This is a genomic window from Candidatus Chryseobacterium colombiense, assembly GCA_029203185.1.
In the GTDB taxonomy this organism is placed as follows: Bacteria; Bacteroidota; Bacteroidia; order Flavobacteriales; family Weeksellaceae; genus Chryseobacterium; species Chryseobacterium colombiense.
The window spans coordinates 844668-866576 of sequence record CP119310.1 but is presented as its reverse complement, the minus strand read 5'-3'; the positions used below and the strand labels follow the sequence as shown (position 1 = coordinate 866576).

The 21909-nt window shown below is 34.6% G+C and carries 16 protein-coding genes; 5 read left to right on the top strand and 11 right to left on the bottom strand.

Annotated elements, in window-relative coordinates; translation table 11 throughout:
* Positions 1–38: 38 nt before the first annotated feature.
* Together P0Y62_03640 and P0Y62_03635 are read right to left on the bottom strand one after the other, a co-directional pair.
* Positions 39–2183 carry a DUF839 domain-containing protein gene (locus P0Y62_03640; protein WEK70651.1) on the bottom strand — a complete coding sequence of 715 codons (2145 nt, stop codon included), beginning with the start codon at positions 2181–2183 and terminating at the stop codon, positions 39–41.
* Positions 2184–2413: 230 nt separating this feature from the next.
* Entirely contained in the window at positions 2414–4240 is a 1827-nt protein-coding gene (locus P0Y62_03635; GenBank protein WEK70650.1) for a cytochrome c peroxidase, read from the bottom strand.
* 258 nt (positions 4241–4498) lie between these two features.
* Here P0Y62_03635 and P0Y62_03630 point away from each other — a divergent pair, with 258 nt between their 5' ends.
* Together P0Y62_03630 and P0Y62_03625 are read left to right on the top strand one after the other, a co-directional pair.
* Positions 4499–5353: a nucleoside phosphorylase gene (locus tag P0Y62_03630; GenBank protein WEK70649.1), complete on the top strand. Its 855-nt coding sequence runs from the start codon at positions 4499–4501 to the stop codon at positions 5351–5353.
* A gap of 83 nt (positions 5354–5436) precedes the next feature.
* Entirely contained in the window at positions 5437–5937 is a 501-nt protein-coding gene (locus P0Y62_03625) for a hypothetical protein (protein WEK70648.1), read from the top strand.
* A gap of 40 nt (positions 5938–5977) precedes the next feature.
* Here the strand turns inward: P0Y62_03625 and P0Y62_03620 are convergent, their stop codons facing one another.
* Together P0Y62_03620 and P0Y62_03615 are read right to left on the bottom strand one after the other, a co-directional pair.
* Positions 5978–6832, bottom strand: a complete 855-nt coding sequence (locus P0Y62_03620; GenBank protein WEK70647.1) for a hypothetical protein — start codon at positions 6830–6832, stop codon at positions 5978–5980.
* Positions 6833–6868: 36 nt separating this feature from the next.
* Complete coding sequence (locus P0Y62_03615) at positions 6869–7426, bottom strand: DNA-3-methyladenine glycosylase I (protein WEK70646.1); 558 nt, start codon at positions 7424–7426, stop codon at positions 6869–6871.
* 141 nt (positions 7427–7567) lie between these two features.
* Between P0Y62_03615 and P0Y62_03610 the strand changes: the two genes are divergently transcribed.
* Positions 7568–7867: a hypothetical protein gene (locus tag P0Y62_03610; protein ID WEK70645.1), complete on the top strand. Its 300-nt coding sequence runs from the start codon at positions 7568–7570 to the stop codon at positions 7865–7867.
* A gap of 120 nt (positions 7868–7987) precedes the next feature.
* Positions 7988–8800 (top strand): SDR family oxidoreductase, encoded by an 813-nt coding sequence (locus P0Y62_03605; protein WEK70644.1) that lies wholly within the window; start codon positions 7988–7990, stop codon positions 8798–8800.
* 164 nt (positions 8801–8964) lie between these two features.
* On the opposite strand, the gene P0Y62_03600 is transcribed toward P0Y62_03605, so the two are convergent.
* The 7 genes from P0Y62_03600 to P0Y62_03570 all read right to left on the bottom strand — a co-directional run bounded on the left by P0Y62_03600 (position 8965) and on the right by P0Y62_03570 (position 20526).
* Positions 8965–10404, bottom strand: coding sequence for a glycoside hydrolase family 30 protein (locus P0Y62_03600; GenBank protein ID WEK70643.1), 1440 nt, complete (start codon positions 10402–10404; stop codon positions 8965–8967).
* A 93-nt stretch (positions 10405–10497) separates the two neighbouring features.
* Positions 10498–11301 (bottom strand): glycoside hydrolase family 16 protein, encoded by an 804-nt coding sequence (locus tag P0Y62_03595; GenBank protein WEK70642.1) that lies wholly within the window; start codon positions 11299–11301, stop codon positions 10498–10500.
* Positions 11302–11479: 178 nt separating this feature from the next.
* Positions 11480–13702, bottom strand: a complete 2223-nt coding sequence (gene bglX / locus P0Y62_03590) for a beta-glucosidase BglX (GenBank protein WEK70641.1) — start codon at positions 13700–13702, stop codon at positions 11480–11482.
* Between the two features lie 9 nt (positions 13703–13711).
* Positions 13712–15169 carry a glycoside hydrolase family 30 beta sandwich domain-containing protein gene (locus tag P0Y62_03585; protein WEK70640.1) on the bottom strand — a complete coding sequence of 486 codons (1458 nt, stop codon included), beginning with the start codon at positions 15167–15169 and terminating at the stop codon, positions 13712–13714.
* Between the two features lie 22 nt (positions 15170–15191).
* A complete protein-coding gene (locus tag P0Y62_03580; protein ID WEK70639.1) occupies positions 15192–16046 on the bottom strand; it encodes a hypothetical protein in 855 nt (284 codons plus the stop codon).
* 11 nt (positions 16047–16057) lie between these two features.
* Complete coding sequence (locus P0Y62_03575; GenBank protein ID WEK70638.1) at positions 16058–17605, bottom strand: RagB/SusD family nutrient uptake outer membrane protein; 1548 nt, start codon at positions 17603–17605, stop codon at positions 16058–16060.
* Positions 17606–17616: 11 nt separating this feature from the next.
* On the bottom strand, positions 17617–20526 hold the full coding sequence (locus tag P0Y62_03570; GenBank protein WEK70637.1) for a TonB-dependent receptor: 2910 nt from the start codon (positions 20524–20526) through the stop codon (positions 17617–17619).
* 177 nt (positions 20527–20703) lie between these two features.
* Here P0Y62_03570 and P0Y62_03565 point away from each other — a divergent pair, with 177 nt between their 5' ends.
* Entirely contained in the window at positions 20704–21897 is a 1194-nt protein-coding gene (locus P0Y62_03565) for an MFS transporter (protein ID WEK70636.1), read from the top strand.
* Positions 21898–21909: the final 12 nt, after the last annotated feature.

Below are 21909 nucleotides of genomic sequence, written 5' to 3'. Positions count from 1 at the left end.
CGGTAAGTAATGTACCGGCAGCTTAGAATTATTAAGATTTATTTTTTCAACAGCTTTACTGTTTTCTGGAATCCATCAGCTTCGATATTTAAAATCAAAACTCTTGAAGATTCAAGCTGCTTTGTAAAGTCTAAATCTAAAGCATTGTTTGTTCCTGAAAACTTCTGAGTGAACACAATTTTACCATCCATACTGTAAGCTGTTACCGCAATATTTTTCAATCCTTTTGGAGAATTGATTTTCACGATTCCTGAAGTCGGGTTTGGAGCAACTGTTACTTCAGTTTCTGCATGTATTTCACCTGTTCCGAGAGATCCTGCAGTTCCTAAATTATTTTTAAGAGCTACTACGATTGTTGCTGATTTTCCAATATAATTGATTGTATTTCCTGTAGCATCAATATCTGTAGATATCGTAGAATCCGGGTGCTGCACGGAGAAGAATCCAAACTTATGATCCGGGGTAAAAGTAAGACCGGTTGGTTCAGAACCTGCAGGCATAGAAGCGAATAATCTCACTTTTGGGTTAGCCTGAGTATGATCCGGAGCAATTACCCAGATATAATTTTTTCCACCATCCTGTAATACCCAAAGGTTTCCAAGTTCATCGAATGTAAGGTTGTCGTTTCCGTCTCCCCAGGTTTCAGTTTTTGTTCCCTGTGCCGTTGTAAATGAATAATTTGTTGTAAGACCTCCTACGAAAGTTTCAACCTGAGAAGCCGTAGTTCCGTTATCCTGTAATCTGTAGACTTTATTCAACCCTTTCGCTGTAAAGTAGATTTTACCATCAATCGGACTAATGTCAACGTCTTCGATTCCGTTGAAAGAAGTTCCTCCCAGAGATTGTGCTAAAGCCGTTGTATTATTCTGGTCTGCTTTGGTTTTGTTAGGAACCTGAATCCATGTTGCTGTTGTTGCAACAGGATCTCCGTTACTTAATCCCTGATCCAGTTTTAAAACAAATAAATTCCCTGATGAAAGGTTGTTCGGAGTATCCATTACATATTTGTATACCATATGAGTTCCTCCGTCCTCACCATAATAAGCTGTGGTTCCAGCATTATTGATCACCACATTTTCATGATTCATAATTCCCATCTGCCAAAGTTTTCCTTTAGAACCATCCGTATTTTGAGAAATTACCTGAGCAGTTGCAGGATCGATTTCTACCAACCATCCGTAATCTTTCATTCCGTCACCATTTACATCACTTGAAGTCGTCTGTTCTTCGGCTGTAACTACTGTTCCCCAAGGTGTAATACCTCCTGAACAGTTTCTGATCGTCTGAACCAGACTCGGAGCAGAGAAACTTACCGCTCTGGATCTTGTTAACTGCCAAAGCTTTGTAGAAGTATTATAATTAATTTCAGCCATGGTTACTCCTCCCGGATTGGTTTCGTGATTGATAGAAAGATATCCGTCTGTAGAACTTCCGCTTTTAGGAACATATGCTGTAAAGTCATTTTGTCCTCCTACTAATCCCCCTCCTTCTGTATAGTTATCTCCTTCTTTTAAAATCAACTGATAATTATGCTCTACAGGAATAATCAATTTATTGGTTTGAGCTGTAGGAACAATAGACGTAAAGCAGCTGATATGATTCGCATTACATGGCACCGGAGTTGTTGTTGATACAACAGTTTTTAGATAAGCATCTATTCTTAAATCAGAACTCGTTGCTCCTCTGTTGTGTAATTCAACAGAGATTCTGTTGTTTCCGTTCACGAATTTTGATTTTGGAATAGAAAATATATTATATACACTTTCTGCTGCTCCGTCAATAGTTGTACTGGATAATGTACTGAACGTAATGGCTCCGGTCGGCATATTATCTCTCACTACTTCCTGGCCGTTCAGATAAACAACGATTCCGTCATCTCTCATCACTCCCAGTTCCATTGTATCAGAAAGATCATTCAGATTTACTGTAAAATCTTTTGCAAAATAGGCAGTAATAAGACCACTGTTAATTGTAGTCGTTACAGGATCACCATATCCAAGAGGTCCATTTCCCTGTGACCAGGTAGAAATGTCAAAATTGGTGTCTTTCCACTGATCTGCCAATGCTGTATTGGCGTCATTGTATTTCCAAGCGGAATTTTTGTTAAAGACAAAAGTCTGTGCATGAAACACAGAACTTGTCATCAATGCAAGAACTGCAACTGTTAGTAATTTTCTTTTCATTTTTAAATTTCGATTTTTTAGACACTGCAAAGCTATTTTATTGCTTCGAAGCCTCTATTAATAGGACTTTAAATCAGCCTTGTTAAATATTAATTAATCGAAAACCTAATGTTAATCAAGTTAACAGAGTGTTAATTAAGTCTACACATTGTGAGTTTTAAAATAAAAACAACCTGCATTTAGAATTAAAATACAGGCTGTTTACTATAATAGAAACTGATAACTGACTTTTATTTTTTACTTACATCCGTTAAAGAATTCAGAAAAGCAATGATTTGTTTTATTTCCGTGGGGGTTAAATTTAACTTATCGGGAGCCAAAGTCTGATTCTTAATTTTCAGTCCAAGACCTTCCCCTCCTCCTTCATTATAAAAGTCTAAAACTTCTTCCAAAGTATTAAAAGCTCCGTTATGAAAATAGGGTTTTGTTAAGGCAATATTTCTTACGGTAACTGTTTTAAAAGAGTTTTCATAAATCCATGAGTTTTCTTTTTTTACAGGGCTGTTTATCCTTCCTTTATCTGTATCAAGTTCAAAGGGTTTATGGCTAATTGGCTTTTGTGTGATTCCTAAAACTTCAGACTCATTTTCATTAAAAAACGGCGGAACCAAGCCCGAGAAATTCGGGGCAAAATGACAGGTAGCGCAATTAGCTTTTCCCATGAATAGGTTGAATCCTTTTTGGGCATCGGAAGAAATATTCTTTTCGTTTCTCATAAACTTATCAAAATCGCTTTCATAAGAATATAAAGATGCTACGTAAGAACTCAGCGCTTTAGAAAAGTTTTCTTTACTCACTTCTCCGTTTTTTAAAGCTGCTTTAAAGGCTTGTCTGTATTCTTTTTTTGTTTTTAATTTTTGAATGATGCTTTCATAGCTCGTATTGAATTCATCTTCATTATAAATGACATGTTCAGCCTGCTGTTCAAGATAGAAAGCTCTTAAATCATAAAAAAATCTTTTGGCAAAAACAGCATTGTATAATGACGGTGAATTTCTCAGCACGGTTTTTCCTTCTACGTTGCTTGGAGATTTCACTTTTAAATCTGTGAATGCATTTTCAGGTAAATGACAGGTCGCACAACTCATTTTTCCATTGCTGCTTAAGTTTTGATCATAAAAAATTTCTTTTCCCAGCTTTCTCAGATCAGCATTATCCTCTTCTTTTTTTAACAGCGTATAAAAATAAGGATCTAAAAAATCGCTGCTGAATAAGTTTTTATTACTGACATTCCATCCTGAAAACTCTTTAAGATCATCACTTCTTCCATCCCATTTTCCAAATTCTTCATATAAAGGCTGAATATATTTTTTGTAAAATTCTATTCTGTCAAAAGTTTCAAAATTATTATTCTTAGAAAGATATTCTATACCTTCTGTAAGAATTGAATTTGCTTTCTGAATGTTAAAGTTTTTAAAGTACAAATCATCGTTCACATATTTTTTTATACCGATAAAAGCATGAGCCGTTTCTTCAGAGGTATTAAGTGAACCCGGGGTATCAAATCCTGTAACACCCAGACTATAAATTCTGATCAGCTCAATTCTTAAGGGTAATGTTCTGTTATTTCCTTTACTCAAGCCATTTTTAACTGAGTTTAAGTAAAAACCTGCATATGTATTATACAAGAAGTTGGTAATTGTTTTTATTTCTTCTTTTTGTTCTCCTGCTTCATCAGAGAATATTAACTCATCCAAAACCTGTAATCCTTCAGGAGGAAGAGTATAAGACTTTGTTCCTGCTGCTTCAATATGGAATAAAGGAGCTGCATTGAGCTTGGATTTTGTAAATTCAGGATAATGATAAGCAACATAAAATTCAATTTCTTTAAAAGAATTTCTTGTCGCTTTTAATGATTTTTGAAGGTCTTCCAGTGAGATTTTATCCTCAGAAAACTGATAGGCATCTGACTTTAGCTGTTCAAGTTTTGTTTTAAAATCAGCTAATCCTTTATTGATGACAGTATTTTCGGTTTCGATTCCTTTATATTCAGGATTGAATGACATGATTGCAAAACCGATTAAAAGAATCACAATAAGCAGCGGATAGGATCTCATGAATTTTTAGCCGCAAAGCTATTGCCTGCAGATTACGACAATTTTAATTTTGGATTAACTAATATTTATATTTTAGGTCATTTAAATAACCTCCTTGTAAAAGAATTTTTATTAATTTTAAACCCCGAAATCAAATTCATTATACTTGAGCGGTCGGTTTCTCTATCGACACTGGTTTTAAAATAATGATGAGAAGATATTTGGGGAAGGATTTTAAAATTGATTCAAATTACGGTTTAAACTATAAAAAATATATGTATGCTAAATAAACTTGCAGCTTCAGAGTTGGTTCTGAACGATGATGGAAGTGTTTATCACCTAAATCTTTTACCTGAAGACATTGCTGAAAAGATTATCCTTGTTGGAGATCCGGATCGTGTGGCAAAGGTTTCAAAATATTTTGACAAAGTAGAAATTAAGAAAAATAAAAGAGAATTTTATACTCATACAGGAACTTTAAGAGGTGAAAGAATCACAGTAATGTCAACCGGAATCGGGACTGAGAATATTGACATTGTGATGAACGAGCTGGATGCTTTGGTAAATATTGACCTTAAGAACAAAGAGTTTAAAGCCGAACATTCTTCACTGCAATTATTCAGAATGGGAACCTGCGGAAGTGTAAATCCGGATGTTCAGGTTGATAATATGCTAGTTACTCAAAATGTTGTCGGATTGGACGGGTTAATGCATTTTTATCAGGATTATGAGTTTGAAAATGAATTTTCTAAAAATTTCCTGGAGCAGTTTCCATACCCAAAAATCAAGCCGATGCTTTATTTCGCTAATTGGGCAGAAGAATTGGGGGAACTTTATAAGGATGCAAAATATCACGGAAATACCGCTACTTTCCCTGGATTTTATGCGCCACAAGGAAGACAGCTTCGTTTAAAAGCTGTTGATGACAAGTTTTTGGAAACGTTAAATGATCTTGGAGTTACCAATTTTGAAATGGAAACTTCTGCCATCTATGCATTGTCTAAACTTTTAGGGCATAAAGCGATCACCGTAAATAACGTAATTGCCAACAGAAGACGAGGAGAATTCTCTGCAGACCATCATGCTTCTGAAAAGAACCTGATTGAATGGGTACTGGAGAGAATTATTAAATAAGCTAAAGAGTTTGAGAGTTTGCAGAATTACTTATTTCAATAAACTCTCAAACTCAATTTTTCATTATTTCGGTTTCAGTTTATATGATTGAATTAAAAGTCTATCAAAAGGACAAAAGATGGTGGAAAAACATAAGTTTTCCAACTTATTCCTTACTTATTTTTATCTTCATTTTCTCAGTACTCCAGATTTTTAAAATTGATTCTCAATATCTTTTAATTCCCATTATTTTATATATTATTGGTTTAGTAATCTACCACTCTTATGAATTCGAACCATTGTCAGGAAAAGTAATCGGAAAACTATATTTAAAAGATAAAGTTATATCTGTTTTAAATAGGGAAATTCATTTTTCTGAAATTAAATATATTAATATTGATGCCAGTTATTACCGTGGTTTTAATAAGGACAAAGCGTCTTATGATAATACAGGAAGAAAATATCATTCAGGAAATAATAATTATTACAGAATTATTCTAAAAAACAATGAGGAAATAAGAGGTGAATTTATTATAGAAAGAGAAAATCAATTTTTAGAAGTAAATGAATATTATAAAAATTTAAAAAAGATTTTTACAACGTGAAACTAATTAAAAAAGGATTGCGTTTTGCAATCCTTTTTTGTTAATATGGGCAGTTTTTCTCATATTCTCCTATAATGTTTATATAATAATTTAGAATAAAATCATGTTTGCCTTTTACAATAAAATCTTTTTTATCCTTCCCCTTTAGATTATCATTTTTTGCTGTCTCTCTTATTTTTTTCATATACTCCGGATATCCCTGCCTAAATGTTGTATAAAAACCTTCCGTATCTAATTTTTTATAAAGCTGATCCAAATACTGCGAAAAATGGGTACATTTACCACCAGCTTGCCTAAAACCTGCAACAAACCTCTCATCAACTTCTCTGAAATTAAGTATTCCGACTCTGTCCAAGTCAAAAGGCATTATAGCATATGGATCATTTTCTCTTTTTAAATACAATAATGTAGTGTTGTAACTGCAACTGCTTTCGTTTTTATTATAGCATAGATAATGGTCATATCCATAAATATTTATTTTTCCTTCGTGTAAAATTGGCAACATAGCTACATAGTTTTTATGAACCAAATTCATTTTAGAGTCCAGCTCCAGAATTTTTAACTTTTCATAACCAAGAATTTCATCCTCATATTTATCTTTAACCTTAATTTTTTTCACTTCGTTAAAAGCAATTTTCTTTACTTCAGATTCTGATGAAGTTTTATATTCAAAAACGATGTCGGTTGAATAAATGGAATGTTTGGTATTAGATTGTGCTACCATTCCCTGAAAACGTTTGGTTTTAGGGAAATAAATTCCTTTCATAAGAACATTTTCAATTTCACCATTTTCACGAGTGATTTCTACGGGAATAAAATCACTTTCATTTCTGTTTTTTTGTGCTTTAATAGAAAAAATAAAAAGGAAAATTAATAATAAATAGATTTTCTTCATATTGATAAACGCTAATGATCTCAAAAATACTATATTTTATTCTCTCAGAAAACAATCTTCCACATGATCATTCACCATTCCTGTTGCCTGCATATGAGCATACACAACCGTAGAACCCATAAACTTAAATCCTCTTTTTTTAAGATCTTTGGATAAGGCATCTGAAATCTCTGTTGTAGCAGGAACATCTTTTAACGTTTTAGGATTGTTATCAATGGGTTTACCGTTTACAAAGCTCCAGATATATTTTGAAAAGCTTCCAAATTCTTTTTGAACCTCCTGAAATTTCTGTGCATTATTAATGGTAGCCAACACTTTTAATCTGTTTCTTATAATGCCAGCATTCTGCATCAGTTCTTCTACTTTTTCATCAGAATAAACAGCAATCTTTTTATAATCAAAATCATCAAAAGCTTTTCTGAAGTTTTCCCTTTTTGTAAGAATGGTATACCAGCTCAATCCTGCCTGAAAGCTTTCCAGAATTAAAAATTCAAAAATTGTTTCATCATCATATATTGGTTTTCCCCATTCTTCATCGTGGTATTTTCTATACAGATCGTCTTTTTCACACCATCCGCAACGTATTTTCTCCATGCTTGTTTATTTATTTAACCTAAAGATAAATATTGATTGTAAAAAGATAACAAAAGTTTATGAAAAATTTAACATCGTGCTAGAACTTTAGGAATGGTTATTGTTTATTTCATAACAACAAACACTATAAATATTAATATTATGAACAATTCAGAGTATAACAAAGCTGAAAATGCAGTAAACAACACAGAAAATTCTTTAAAAAATGCAGCAGATAATGTGAAATGGAAAGTTGAAGAATTGGCAGACAAAGCAAAAGATTACATCAACGAGAAAAGAGCCAATGATGAAGAGGCAAAACATGAAGACTGGCTTGACAGGGTAAAAAATAATGTATCCGATGCGTGGGATGATATTAAAGATAAAGCCAATGATGCATGGGAAAAAACCAAAGATGCTGCAGAGGATGTAAAAGCAGAATGGAATAAGAAAACAAATTAGAATTTCAGTTATATAAATATTTTCAAGAAAACGGAGCCTTTTTTACAGAAGGCTTCGTTTTTATTATGTTCTAAACACAAATTATTGCTACATTTGTAGGTAAATAAACATTAAAAAATTATGTCATACGGTTTACTTAAAGGCAAAAAGGGAATTATTTTTGGAGCCCTTAATGAACAATCAATCGCATGGAAAGTTGCAGAAAGATGTCATGAAGAAGGTGCTGAGTTTATCTTGTCTAATGCTCCTATCGCTTTGAGAATGGGTGAGCTTAACGGTTTAGCTGAAAAAACCGGGTCTGAAGTAATTGGTGCAGATGCTACTTCTGTTGAAGATCTTGAAAAACTTTTTGACGCTGCAATAGCAAAATTTGGGAAAATCGACTTTATCCTTCACTCTATCGGAATGTCTATCAACGTGAGAAAAGGAAAACATTATACAGAAATGAATTATGACTGGTTGGAAAAAGGCTGGGATATTTCCGCTGTTTCTTTCCATAAAGTAATGCGTGTGGCTTGGGAAAAAGACTGTATGAATGAATGGGGAAGTATTTTGGCGCTTACCTATATTGCAGCACAAAGAACATTCCCGGACTATAACGATATGTCTGATAATAAAGCTTATCTTGAAAGCATCGCAAGAACATTCGGAAACTATTGGGGAGAAAGAAAAGTACGTGTAAATACTGTTTCTCAGTCTCCAACAATGACTACTGCAGGAAGTGGAGTAAAAGGTTTCGGAGGATTTTTGGGATATGCTGAAGATATGTCTCCACTAGGAAATGCTACGGCTCTTGAATGTGCAGATTATTGTGTTACGCTTTTCTCAGATCTTACTAAAAAAGTAACAATGCAAAATCTTTTCCATGATGGAGGATTCAGCAGTTCTGGAGTGACTCAGAAAGTAATCAGTAAATATGATGCTGAAAATTAATTTATTTTAGCTTTTAAAGCTTTTTAATATATAAACCCGTGTTTAAAACATGGGTTTTTTCGTTAATTTGAAATTGATTGAATTAATAATAATCAGATCTATAAATTGTTTCGGCGGAGCCAAAGGCTCCGCCGAAACTTATTAAAAATGTTAATATGAAGTATCTATAAAATTACGGTCTGTATAGAATGTGCAGGTGCAGCAAGTTTGGCAGCCATTCCTTGGATCCATAAATTGGCATCGATATCATTGTCCGTATCATTCATGATTACGGTAACCAATTGTCCGTTTTCATTCATAAAAGTAGTTGACGTTAAAGCTACCCTATTAGAAGAGCTTCCAATTCTCTGCGCATTGGGCTTAATGAATTTTGAAACATGCCCTACATAATAGTATTCATAGGTATAATGAACCTCTCCTGTTTTGGTATTGGCAATAATCGGGGCAAAGCAGAAATTCCCTACATGATTTGGTCCTCCGGTTTCATCAAGAAGTACGTTCCAGTCTGTCCATAGAGCTGTTCCTTTATTGAAATCATTAATCATATTTCTACCGTATAATTCTCCCAATTTTACATCATAGATTTTAGAAAGATCAAACTGTTCTTTACAGCCTTCTGTAAAAGCTAGAAACTTATCAGGAAAAGCTCTTTGTGTTTCTGCCAAATTATCAAAAAGCTGGGTCTTATTATTCCATGTTTCGTACCAGTGATAACCAATTCCTGATGCATATTTTGCTGTTTCCGGATCTCCTAAGGTAGTAGTGGCTCTCTGATAGATTAAATCCCTGTTATGATCCCAAATCATTACTTTCTTAACTTTATATCCGTTTTTCCATAGGGTTGGACCTAAATTATTCTTCAGAAACTCTCCTTCTTCATCAGCTGTATAAATACAGGATTCCCAACTCTGTGTTGCCATAGGTTCATTCTGAACAGTCAGTCCCCAAATATTGATTCCTCTTTTTTCGTATTCTTTAATGAATTTTACATAATAATCTGCCCAGGTTTGATAATACTGATTTTCTAACCTTCCTCCTTTATATAAGCTTTGATTGGATTTCATCCAGGCCGGTGGACTCCAAGGTGAAAAGTAAAAGGTAAAATCTTTCCCGATTGCTTTCTGAGCTTCTTTAATCATGGGAATTTTATACTTTTCATCATGTGCTACATTGAATGTTTTTAAAGAGGTATCATTATCCTGAACATAGGTATAGGAATCGCTTGAGAAGTCACAAGAGTTCATATTGGTACGGACAACAGTATATCCTAATCCATTTTTTCCGTAATAGGCTTCAAGGATTTCCTTTTGCTTATTCTGAGGCATTTTATAAAAGGTTTCTGCGGCAGCATCTGTAATGGCTCCTCCTATTCCTATCAGCTTCTGGTATTTAAAATCCGGATCTACAAAAATACAGGCATCCGTTTCTTTAGGCTGTCCGAATTTTTCAAATTTAACCGTTCCTTTATCTGCCATTTTTTCATTGGTCTTAGAATCGGTAAGGTATACCCTGGCTGTTTTACCCGCATTTTTTTTCCAGTAATGTTGTGCATTTGCATTGAAAGCTATTCCAATGACAAAGCAACTTACAATTAGCTTTTTCATTTATTTCTTCTTCGTTTTACATTTAACCACCGCGTCAAAAATTATTTTGAATTTCTACCATCCTCCAAAGGAGGAAAATTTCTTTATGTATAATTATTTATTTTGGTAGACTCTTACATAGTCTATATAATATTTCTGAGGAAAAATACTGTCATCAATACCTTTTATTCCGCCCCATAATCCTCCAACTGCGAGATTCAGAATGATAAAGTAAGGTTTATCAAAAGGCCAAGTTTCATATGTTTTAGTTTCATTTTCATAAGAAAAGAACTTCTTATCATCAATATAAAAATCAATTTTATCAGGAGTCCAGTCCGCTTTATAAACATGAAACTTTTCACTGGCGTCTTTTACCTGTAACGTATCCGTTTTTTGGTTGGCCTTTACATGGTTATAATTTTTTGTATGTACGGAAGCATGTATAAATCCCTGATTATATCCTACATGTTCCATAATGTCTATTTCCCCGTCATTGGGCCACTTTTTTAAGTCTTCACTCAGCATCCATATGGCGGGCCAGGTTCCACGACCTTTAGGAAGTTTAGCTCTTACTTCAACAGTTCCGTACTGAAAGGCAAATTTTCCTTTTGTAAGCAATCTTGCCGAAGTATATTTGCTTTCTTCCCAGTTTTCTTTTCGTGCTTCTATGATTAAATTCCCTTTTTCTACCCTTGCATTTTCCAGACGGTCTTTCGTATAAAACTGAGATTCTTCATTTCCAAAACCATGCCCTCCCACATCATAATTCCATTTGGAAGAATCTGGTAATCCTTTATAATTAAATTCATCATTCCAGATCAGTTTTCTTTTGGAATCAGGCTTATTTGAAGTGCAATTCAATGATGAAAAGATCAGGGTTCCTCCTACAATTAAATGAAAAATATATTTTACTCTCATGATTTTAAAATTAAAATTTGATTTTGTCACTCTGATAAAGAAGAATCTCTATTATGAATTAAAATAGATTCTTCAATTCGTTTCTCCACTTTCAGAATGACAAATCTACAGTTTAATTTTTATGTTTTCTGCCGCCAAAAGCGGGTTTTATCCCGCTCTTAGATCTAAACTTTTATTATTATTTTGACCAATTAATTCTTTTTGTCTGTACATTTTGAGAATCTGTCCCGATCATGATATCGAATTCACCGGATTCCCAATCGAAATTCAGGTCATCATCGTAGAATTTCAGATTTTCGGGAGTCAGATTAAAAGTAACCGTCTTACTTTCTCCTTTTTTAATAAAAACTTTCTGGAAGCTTTTTAGTTCTTTTACAGGTCTTACTACTTTCCCAAATAAATCTCTGATGTATAATTGTACCACTTCTTCGCCATCATATTTTCCTGTATTGGCAACGTTGACACTGATTTTTAAAGTCTGATTTCCTTTAAGATTAATTGAGCTTAAGTTCATATCAGAATATTTAAATTGAGTATAGCTCAACCCAAAACCGAACGGAAATTTCGGATCATTATCCAAATCGATATAGGCAGAAACATAATTCCTATCCGTATTGTTTTTCGCCGGTCTTCCCGTATTATAGTGATTATAATAAACAGGAATTTGTCCTTCTGTTCTAGGGAATGTCATTGGAAGTTTTCCTCCCGGATTTACTGTTCCGAAAAGAACATCCGCGATTGAATTTCCTGCTTCCGTTCCCAACCACCATGTATACATAATCGCCGGAATATGATCTGCGGCCCAATCAAAAACCAGTGGTCGTCCTGCATTGATCATTAACACAATAGGTTTCCCAGCTTTTGCAATTTCTTTTAACAGATCTTCCTGAACCCCAGAAAAATGAATATTGCTTCTGCTTTTCGCTTCCCCGCTCATTGCCGGACCTTCACCTAAAGTCATGATCACCACGTCTGCTTTTTTTGCTGTTTCTACAGCCTCTGCAAACATCGATTTGTCCTGATCATCAACATTAGCTCCTTTTGCATATAATAAGGTAGAATTTTTGTCTAATTGGTTTTTAATTCCATCAAACTGAGTAATAATTCTCTGGTTATCGTCTTTGAAAGCAATTGACCAGAATCCGTGATTAGCAGAAGTTTCTTTTCCGAAAGGACCGATCAACGCAATCGTTTTGGTAGACCTTGAAAGAGGTAAAATATTGTTTTGGTTTTTAAGTAATACAATACTTTTTGAACCAAATTCTCTTCCGAATTTCCTGTTTTCCTGATTATTTAACTGTTCTTTTTGCCTCTTTTCATCACTAAATCTGTAAGGATCATCAAATAATCCCATTTCAAACTTTTTGATCAGAATTCTTCTTGCCGCCTCATCAATAAATTTCGGATCTACTTTTCCCTCCTGCACCAACTTTGGAAGTTCGGCCATATAAGCACGGCTTTCCATATCCATATCACTTCCTGCAAGAATTGCTTTCTCCGCGGCTTCTTTATTGTCTTTTGCATATCCGTGAGGAACCATTTCACCAATGCTGCCCCAATCTGAAACTACGAATCCTTTATAGTTCCATTTGCCTTTTAATAAATCTCTCAGAATATATTTGTTGGCTGTTGCCGGAATTCCGTTAATATCATTAAAAGAGTTCATAAAAGTAGCCACACCTGCTTCTGCAGCTGCTTTGAAAGGTGGTAAATAGGTTTCGTTCAGTTGCCTTAAGCTCATATCTACAGAATTGTAGTCTCTTCCGCCAACTGCTGCTCCGTACGCTGCGAAATGTTTTGCACAGGCCATGATAGCGTCAAGATTTCCAAGTCCCTTTCCCTGAAAGCCCCTTACTCTTGCCAAACCGATCTGAGTTCCCAAATACGTATCTTCACCAGAGCCTTCCATTACTCTTCCCCATCTCGGATCTCTTGCAATATCTACCATTGGCGCAAAAGTCCAGTGAATTCCATAAGCGGAAGCTTCGGTTGCTGCAATTCTCTCTGATTTTTCAATTAATCCTAAATCCCAGCTTGCCGCCTGTCCCAGATTTACCGGAAATGTGGTTCTGTATCCATGAATAACATCCTGACCAAACAATAAAGGAATTCTCAACCTTGATTGCAAAGCGAGCTGCTGAAATTTTCTGGTTTCTTCTGCTCCTGCCACATTAAGCATGGAGCCGACTTTTCCCTGTTTTATTTCATTCAAAACACTTGCAGAATTAGAATTCTGAGGACCAGTTGCATATTCGAAACCACTATATTGAACCAACTGCCCTACTTTTTCTTCCAGTGTCATTTTAGACAACAGCTCAGTAACTTTCTGGTCAATTGTCTTTTGTCCGAAAATATTGAATCCAAATGCTGTAAATGCTAATAAGAAATAAATTCTCTTCATGATTTTATTTTAAAAAATATAGGTTGCAACGGAACTTCCTGCAATCTTTACAGAAGCTGTTTTCTGGTTGTATTTAATATTGAATGTTTTATCCGTCGAATTACTATTCTGAACAATCAAAACCGTTTTTCCGGCAGGTGTTTTAAAAGCTACCGTTGAAAGGTTATCTGGTTGCGTAGAAGCAATTCTCTGAGAATTTGCAGGGACAAATTTGGAAGCATGGGCAATAATATAATAAGCCACATTTTTGTCATATGCTGTCGCACTATTAATGGTAATTGCTCCTTTACATTGTGTACAGCCACCCGGTGTATGAGGTCCAAACGAGGCATCGTTTGCTACATTCCATTCCAGTGCTGTCTTACTCCAGTTTCTCATTGAACCAATAATAACGTTTTTTATATGCCAGTCCAAATCTCCTGAGAAACTTCCTGTAGAACTCGTCCATTGCTCAGTAAAATATACATTTTTATTGGGAAATAAATTGTGAACGGTACTCAATGCAGAAATGTCTCCCGCATATAAATGGAACGCAGAACCGTCTACATAAGGGTTTGCTGCAGCATCATTTAAAACCGCCAAAGGATAAGCCGGATTGTCACAATTGTGATCGTAAGCAATGATTTTTGTGGTAATGTTTGCCGCCTGGAAAGCCGGTCCCAGATTATTCTTAATAAACGCTGCCTGATCTCCGGGAGTCATATACATACTTGGATTATTCCCGGGATGTAGTGGTTCGTTTTGAGGAGTAATGGCATCAATTTTAATTCCTTGAGCCTGCATTGTCTGAATATATTTTACAAAATATTGAGCATATGTTCCATAAAATTCAGGTTTTAGACTTCCTCCTGTACTGTTCCCATTATCTTTCATCCAAACCGGAGGTGACCAAGGCGTTGCCAAAATTTTAATATTGGGATTAATCATCAAAATGTCTTTTAGCATCTGAATCACTGCCTGGTCTTTCACGATACTAAATTGAGAAAGCGTAGGATCTGTCTGTCCCGCCGGAAGATCATCATAAGAAAAAACCTCGCTGTTCAAATCTGAAGCTCCAATGCTGATTCTTAGGTAGCTCACTCCAATTCCTGAACTACCGAATAGATCATTTAATAACTCCTGCTTTTTGGTTGTATTCAGCTGATTGATTACCTGAACACTTCCACCTGTAAGTGTATATCCAAATCCATCTATATTCTGGAAAACCTGTGAAGCATCTACTTCTATTGTCGTTCCTGTATTTGAAGTTCCTGAAAAATAAGCTGTACTTTGTTGCTGTAGTTTCACCGACTGATCTCCTTTTGTTAACCAAACTTGTACTGGATCTCCAGAGGCGTCTCCGTTTCCTCCTGAACTATCAACATTTCCCGTTACATCAGCACTACTGCAGTTAAAAAAAGAAAGAAGTGCTACACCGCAAAGTGCAGCACCTCTAAGTACGAAACTATATGAATATTGTGAAATCATATCAATTTAATTTTCGTGAAGATTATTGAGTTCTACGGAATTCTACTTTATCAATACTTAAACTATTAACAGTTCCTCCTCCGCATTTAATTTCCAGATAAACAGTTCCTGTTGTTGTAGCTGTATATATTCCACCATTTTTAGAAGTATTGCATCCTATAGATGAAACTTTTCCTTTAAATTTACTCGTTCCACAACCGTCCCAAGTATTGATATTTCTATAAACAGTTCCACTAATATCATTTCCTGTTACCGGAGCTGTATTTAAAACATATACTTCAAACCATGTATTTACCAAAGGTGTATCTGAAGAAGCAACCATATCAATTGAATATTTCTGTCCCGCCACTACATTTACAGCCTGATAAATACCTTGTTGATTACTTCCACTGGCAACAATAGTAGCTTTACCGTTAGCAAAAACCCATTGAGCCCCTGAAGTACTGATTTTATGAATTGACCATTTCGCAACTTCATCTGGAGTATCGAATCTTCCTCCTAAAATCATATTACCAGAAATCGGATCTGAGGTTGGCACAACGACTGTTTCACTTGCAGTACCACCTACAACTCCTCCAATACCAATTGCATTATGCTGAATAACATAAGTTCCTGCATCTGGAAGAAAAAGATTTTCCTCACCTTTTCCATTATTAAAACCATCATCATCAATATTCCAACTTGAATTTATATAATTATTATAATTTCTTTTTAATAAATAATGATTTTCAGATGTTTTAGTAACTTTAAATGAGGCATCTAAAGTTCCCTGCGAAATACCATTTCCTTCCCCATCAATACTATCCGGTGAACAGCTTGCTAAGAAAAAAAACGCAGACCCTAGCAAAAGTCCTTTATTTAAATATTTGGTTATCATTTTTAATTTTATTAATAGTTAGGGTTTTGTTTTAAAGCTGTATTTGTAAGTTCATTAAAAGGAATCGGAAGTATTTCGTTTTTGCCTGCCGTAAATCCTCTTGAACCTAATTTTGCAGGAGCATCACCCCATCTTACCAAATCGAACCATCTGTGACCTTCACCTGCAAGCTCTCTTCTTCTTTCGTCTTTAATTGCCTGCATAGAAACCGGAACTGAAGTTAATCCAACTCTTGACCTTACAGCATCCAATAACTGTTGTGCTCTTGCGCCCGATCCCCCTAATGCTTCAGCTTCCATCAAATAGGTATCTGCTAATCTGATGGCAATGTAATTTTGACGGAAGTTAAGTTCAACAACTCCAGGTAAAGTCGTTTCGTCTTCTGTTCGAGGTAAATATTTGTTTAAGAAATATCCAGTGTCCTTAAAACCTGCAGAATATGTAATTTTATTTTGCTGTACTAAAGCTTTAGCATTAAAAATTGTGGCATCTAAGCGAGGATCTCCCTGCATGAATGTAAATAAATCATCTGTTGCTGGATTGAAGCCCCAACCTTTATGAATACTTGGAGCTGTATTTACAACAGGTGAAGTATCTACTTTCCCGTAAGAAATAATACCAACCATTTGATTAACAGAATTTCCTTCGTCTTTTCCTGTTCCCCAGAACCCCCAATCTGCATTACTCCCGTTAGTATGCATTACCTCTAAAATCGATTCTGAAGTAAATTTATTATCAATTACCCAAAGATCTGCAAATTTAGGTACCAATTTATAACCATACTGACTAGTTCCTCCAGGAGTTCCATTTACCTGAGCAAATTCAGCAGCAGCCAGAGTATATTTTTTATCATAAAGATAAATTTTTCCTAAAATAGCACGAGCTGAGCCTTGTGTAATTCTTCCCAATTCAGCTTTATTGGAAAAAGAAATAGTCATAGGAAGGTCATTAATTGCTGAAACAATATCACCTTCTATTTGAGCATAAACATCTTCGGGTTTTGCTTGAGGAATATTATAATAGTCGTCTGTAACCAAAATAGGTTTTAAAACCATCGGGATATTTTTAAACATCCTGAGTAATTCAAAATAATATAATGATCTCAAAACTTTAGCTTCCGCAATAAATCTTTTTCTGGTTTGGTCACTCATATTTGCATTAGGAATTCTGTCTAATAATAAATTCGCTTTTGCAATTCCTTGATAATAATCCTTCCAATAACTAGCAGGCATAATGACAGAATTTATAGAATAATTTGAAAATCCCTGAATTCCCGCACCATCAGAAGAGTTTCCTCCTCCTGAATAAAAATCATCCGAAGCTCCGTTAAAAAATGTCACCATATTTTCAAAACCTCCTGAATATTTTCTAAGCATATCATAGGTGGCAACAAGACCAGAATACGCTTGTTCTTCATTCTGAAAATAGTTGCTTGAATCGAAAGTTCCTGTATTCTGAACATCTTCAAGATTACTGTTATTACAAGAAACAGCTCCCAAACCAATTCCTGCAAGCATTAAAACAGAAACACTTTTATATATAAATCTCTTATTTTTCATTTTTCTTTTAATTAAAATTGAACATTAGCACCAAAAAGGAAAGTTCTTGCTTGTGGGTAGTAAGCTCTGTCAATACCAAATGTATCACCACCTGCAATTTCAGGATCGTAACCTGTATATTTTGTAAAGGTTACAAGGTTTTCTCCTGTTACATAAAATCTTATTTTAGAAGCTCCGATAGTTTTTGCCACATCTTTAGAAAGAGTATATCCTATCTGAACCAATTTTAAACGTAGATAATCTCCTTTTTGAAGATAATAATCAGACATTCTGGTATAGTTTTGATTAGGATCATCTTTTGTAAGTCTTGCAATAGTATTTGATGTACCTTCACCTGTCCAACGGTCAAGAATAGCAGTCTGATAGTTAGCTTCAGGAATATCAAGTCTTCTTAATCCCTGGAAAATCTTATTGCCGGCTTGTCCTTGTGCAAATACCATCACATCAAAATTCTTATAATTCATATTTAGAGTAAACCCAAACGTATATTTTGGCACTGAATTACCAAGATTTACATAGTCATTTTCATCGATCTTCCCATCTCCGTTTGCATCTAATCTTTTAAAGTCACCTGGTTTAGCATTTGCTTGAACCAACCCTCCACTAGAATTTCTATAGGCATCAATTTCTGCCTGGTTCTGGAAAATACCAAGATTTTGATATCCGTAGAAAGAACCATAAGATTGTCCAACCTGCAGTCTGGAAACTGTACCAAGAGTTTGGAATGAAGCAAAATTTACATATTCTTTACCTCCTTCTAATCGGGTAATTTCATTTTTCAAATAGGCAAAATTACCATTTGCTGAAATCCCAAAATCCCCCCAATTCTTTTTGTATCCAAGAGTTACCTCTACTCCGTCATTATTCATATCCCCAATATTTCTCCATGGATTATTAATCAACCCTAAATATCCAGGAACTTCAACCTGTCTTAATATATCGGTACTTTTCTTTCTGTAAACATCTACACTCAAATCGAAATTTCTTAAAATCTTAAGATCTGCAGCAATATTGAATTGTGATGTTCTTTCCCATTTTAGATCAGGGTTTTCCAAAGTACTTGGTGCATATCCAACGTGGATGATGTTATCCCCAAAAGTATAGTTGCTTCCAGCCACCAAGAAGTTTGCAAACTGGAAATCTGCAATGGCATCATTACCTAAAACACCATATCCTCCTCTTAATTTAAAGCTATTTACAACATTATTTTCAGGCCAGAAATTTTCATTAGAAACGTTCCAACCTAAAGACATTGCCGGAAAGTTTCCCCAATGGTTATTTCGCCCGAACTTAGAGGATCCGTCTCTACGGATTGTACCTGTAAAAAGATATCTATTATCATAATCATATACTACTCTAGCAAAATAAGAAGCTTTGTGTGTTTGTTTTCCATCCCATGCATTTGATGTTTTATCAGATGGCGCAATATCAAAATTGAACGATGCTTCTTGCCAGTTATTTGTCGGAAGATTTTTATATGTTGTATTTTGTCCGTAAGAAATATTATACTCATAATATCCTTGACCTAATAAAACGTTTAAATTATGTAAACCAAACTTATTATGGTATGTAAGCGTATTCTCTGTATTCCATTCAAATTTTCTTTGAATTTCTCTAAATAAATTATTTGTAGAGTTAGAATTAGCAGAACTTAAATATGATTTTGGTGTAAAAGCCTGATTTCCCCAATAAGAAAGCTTTCCATTCATACTTGATTTAAAATTGAAGTTTTTATCAATTTTCCAGTCTCCAAAAACATTTGCAATAATATCATCAGACCATCTGTATCTTCCTCTTTGAGTTTCCTGAAATGCCAAAGGATTTGTCATCTCTTTACTTACGTAATGCGAAATTCCATATGGGTTCCCATTGGGATCTCTTATAATATTGGCATTGTTTGTATAATCACTCGGAAAAGGCTGACTAGAAATATTATCAACAACAACAGGTGTTGTAGGATCTAAATTAATGGCAGAGCTCAAAGGCCCTCCAAACTCATTATTATCATTTATTCCTTGCGCTTTTACGTGAGTATATGCAAAAGTTTGTCCTATCGTTAAGAACTCAAAAACTTTATGGGTTGAATTGAATCTTGCATTAAGTCTTTTGTAATTTGAAATATCTCTCATTACAATACCTTCCTGATCATAATATCCGAATGAAGTAAAAAATGTAGACTTATCATTTCCTCCACTGATGCTAAATTCATGAGACTGTCTTTGCGCTGTATTGAAAATTTGTTTTTGCCAGTCCGTTCCCGCTCCTAAAGCACCAGGATTGGGAAACATCGCAGCTTTTCCATCATTAGCATTGGCTTCATTCATAATCGTTGCATACTGCGTTGCATTTAGTAAATTTAATTTTCTAGCCGCACTTCCTACGCCAAAGAAACCATTATATGAAAGATTCATTCTTCCTTTTGATCCTTTTTTAGTGGTGATAAGAACTACTCCTTTTGCAGCAGAAACACCATAAATTGCAGCAGAAGCTCCATCTTTTAAGATTTCCATTCCTTCAATATCAGACTGACTCAGCCATCCGATATTATCTACTACAATTCCGTCTACTACCCAAAGCGGATCATTGCTTCCTGCACCAAAACTTGTAATACCACGCACACGAACGGTAGGAGCACTACCCGGTTGCCCAGAATTTGAAATTACACTGACACCAGCAGCTCTACCCTGAAGTACCTGTTCTGGTCTTCCCGCTGCAGGAGCATTTTCAATATCACTGGCTTTAATACTGGAGATTGCACCCGTCACATTACTCTTCTTCTGAGTACCATAACCGATCATTACTACTTCCTCAATTTTCTGCTCTTTGGGAAGAGTGTCTTTCTTGGTGTTTTGAGCACTGAAGTTAGCAGTAAAATACAGTACTGCAACCAGCCCTAAACTTCTTGATATTTTTACATTCATATACAGTTAGTTTTTTAATTCTCAAATTGAGACAATAAAAATATATTTTTTTTTAAATAATTAACATTTTATTAATAACTATTTTAATATTTCGTTTATTTTTGGGACTTCAAAGGCATAATTTTTCTTAAAATAAACCTTGAATTTTTATAAAACAGAACAAAATAAATCCCTAAAATGACGACCAAGCTCTCAAAAATATCCCTTCCCTTAAAACTAACTTTCCTGATTTTCTCGATGGTTTTAAACTGCATGGGCATTGTGATTTTACAGCTTTCCGAGGCGAAAATCACGTATGATAAGCTGGGATTTCTGGAGTCATTTAAAGATATTCCGGTTGCTCTTATTTCACTTTTCGCCGTTAACTTTATCAGCAAATTCGGAACAAAAAAATCATTGATTTTGGCATTAAGCATTGTAGGAATTTGTTCGCTTATTTTACCTTTTGTAGAGGTATTCTGGTTTTATAAGCTTTGGTTTGCCATTATCGGAACCTGTTTTGCCATCGGTAAAATATGTGTATTCGGAGTGATTCGTAACAATATTTCTGATGAAAAATCCTTGGCAAAAACCATGAATAGCGTAGAAGCTTCGTTTATGATTGGTATTTTTGTAGTAAACACAGGATTTGGATGGCTCATCTCAAGTCAGTTCTCTCAATTTTGGAAATTTGGATTTGTAATGATTTCTGTTTTATCAGCCATCACTATTTTTCTATTTTCAAGACTTGAAATTTCCGAACCGATAAAAAAAAATAAGGAAAATCTTATTAAAGAGCTTTCAACGTTTGTTAGTCCTTTCATTCTTACCTTTTTGTTCGTTCTGTTTTCAATCGTTTTTGTTGAACAGAGTTTTAATTCCTGGCTACCTTCATTTTATAAAAACCATTTGAAAGTCAATTCATTTTTTGCACTTCAGGCTTCATCTTTTCTGGCTCTTTTCTCTTATGCAGGAAGAATGATTACATCCAATATTATCCATAGATTTACTTTGTCAAAGTATTATATTTTATGCCTTATACTGATTGTTTCAGTATTGTTAATCATTATTGGCATTCAGTTTCTAGGCGAGGGAAATTCAAAAATATTATTGTTTTTATTTCCTGTTATCGGCCTCTTTTTATCACCGCTCTACCCTGTTATCAATTCAAAAATGATTACCCGTGTTGATAAGGAGAAAGTGAATATTTTTACTTCCTTAGTCGTTATTTTTTCATCTTTAGGAAGCTCTGTCAGTTCTATTATGATGTCAATCTTATTCAACAACCAACTGCTAAACTATTATTCAGTCTATATTTTATTTGCTGTACTCGTTTTAATTTCAATAAGTTTACTGTATTTTAGTATCAGTAGAAAAACATTAGAAAAATAATTTTATTTTTAC

Bases quoted from the DNA above. Each gene is read 5' to 3' on its own strand.
- P0Y62_03640 (WEK70651.1), bottom strand. From the start codon at position 2,183: ATGAAAAGAAAATTACTAACAGTTGCAGTTCTTGCATTGATGACAAGT.
- P0Y62_03635 (WEK70650.1), bottom strand. From the start codon at position 4,240: ATGAGATCCTATCCGCTGCTTATTGTGATTCTTTTAATCGGTTTTGCA.
- P0Y62_03630 (WEK70649.1), top strand. From the start codon at position 4,499: ATGCTAAATAAACTTGCAGCTTCAGAGTTGGTTCTGAACGATGATGGA.
- P0Y62_03625 (WEK70648.1), top strand. From the start codon at position 5,437: ATGATTGAATTAAAAGTCTATCAAAAGGACAAAAGATGGTGGAAAAAC.
- P0Y62_03620 (WEK70647.1), bottom strand. From the start codon at position 6,832: ATGAAGAAAATCTATTTATTATTAATTTTCCTTTTTATTTTTTCTATT.
- P0Y62_03615 (WEK70646.1), bottom strand. From the start codon at position 7,426: ATGGAGAAAATACGTTGCGGATGGTGTGAAAAAGACGATCTGTATAGA.
- P0Y62_03610 (WEK70645.1), top strand. From the start codon at position 7,568: ATGAACAATTCAGAGTATAACAAAGCTGAAAATGCAGTAAACAACACA.
- P0Y62_03605 (WEK70644.1), top strand. From the start codon at position 7,988: ATGTCATACGGTTTACTTAAAGGCAAAAAGGGAATTATTTTTGGAGCC.
- P0Y62_03600 (WEK70643.1), bottom strand. From the start codon at position 10,404: ATGAAAAAGCTAATTGTAAGTTGCTTTGTCATTGGAATAGCTTTCAAT.
- P0Y62_03595 (WEK70642.1), bottom strand. From the start codon at position 11,301: ATGAGAGTAAAATATATTTTTCATTTAATTGTAGGAGGAACCCTGATC.
- bglX (WEK70641.1), bottom strand. From the start codon at position 13,702: ATGAAGAGAATTTATTTCTTATTAGCATTTACAGCATTTGGATTCAAT.
- P0Y62_03585 (WEK70640.1), bottom strand. From the start codon at position 15,169: ATGATTTCACAATATTCATATAGTTTCGTACTTAGAGGTGCTGCACTT.
- P0Y62_03580 (WEK70639.1), bottom strand. From the start codon at position 16,046: ATGATAACCAAATATTTAAATAAAGGACTTTTGCTAGGGTCTGCGTTT.
- P0Y62_03575 (WEK70638.1), bottom strand. From the start codon at position 17,605: ATGAAAAATAAGAGATTTATATATAAAAGTGTTTCTGTTTTAATGCTT.
- P0Y62_03570 (WEK70637.1), bottom strand. From the start codon at position 20,526: ATGAATGTAAAAATATCAAGAAGTTTAGGGCTGGTTGCAGTACTGTAT.
- P0Y62_03565 (WEK70636.1), top strand. From the start codon at position 20,704: ATGACGACCAAGCTCTCAAAAATATCCCTTCCCTTAAAACTAACTTTC.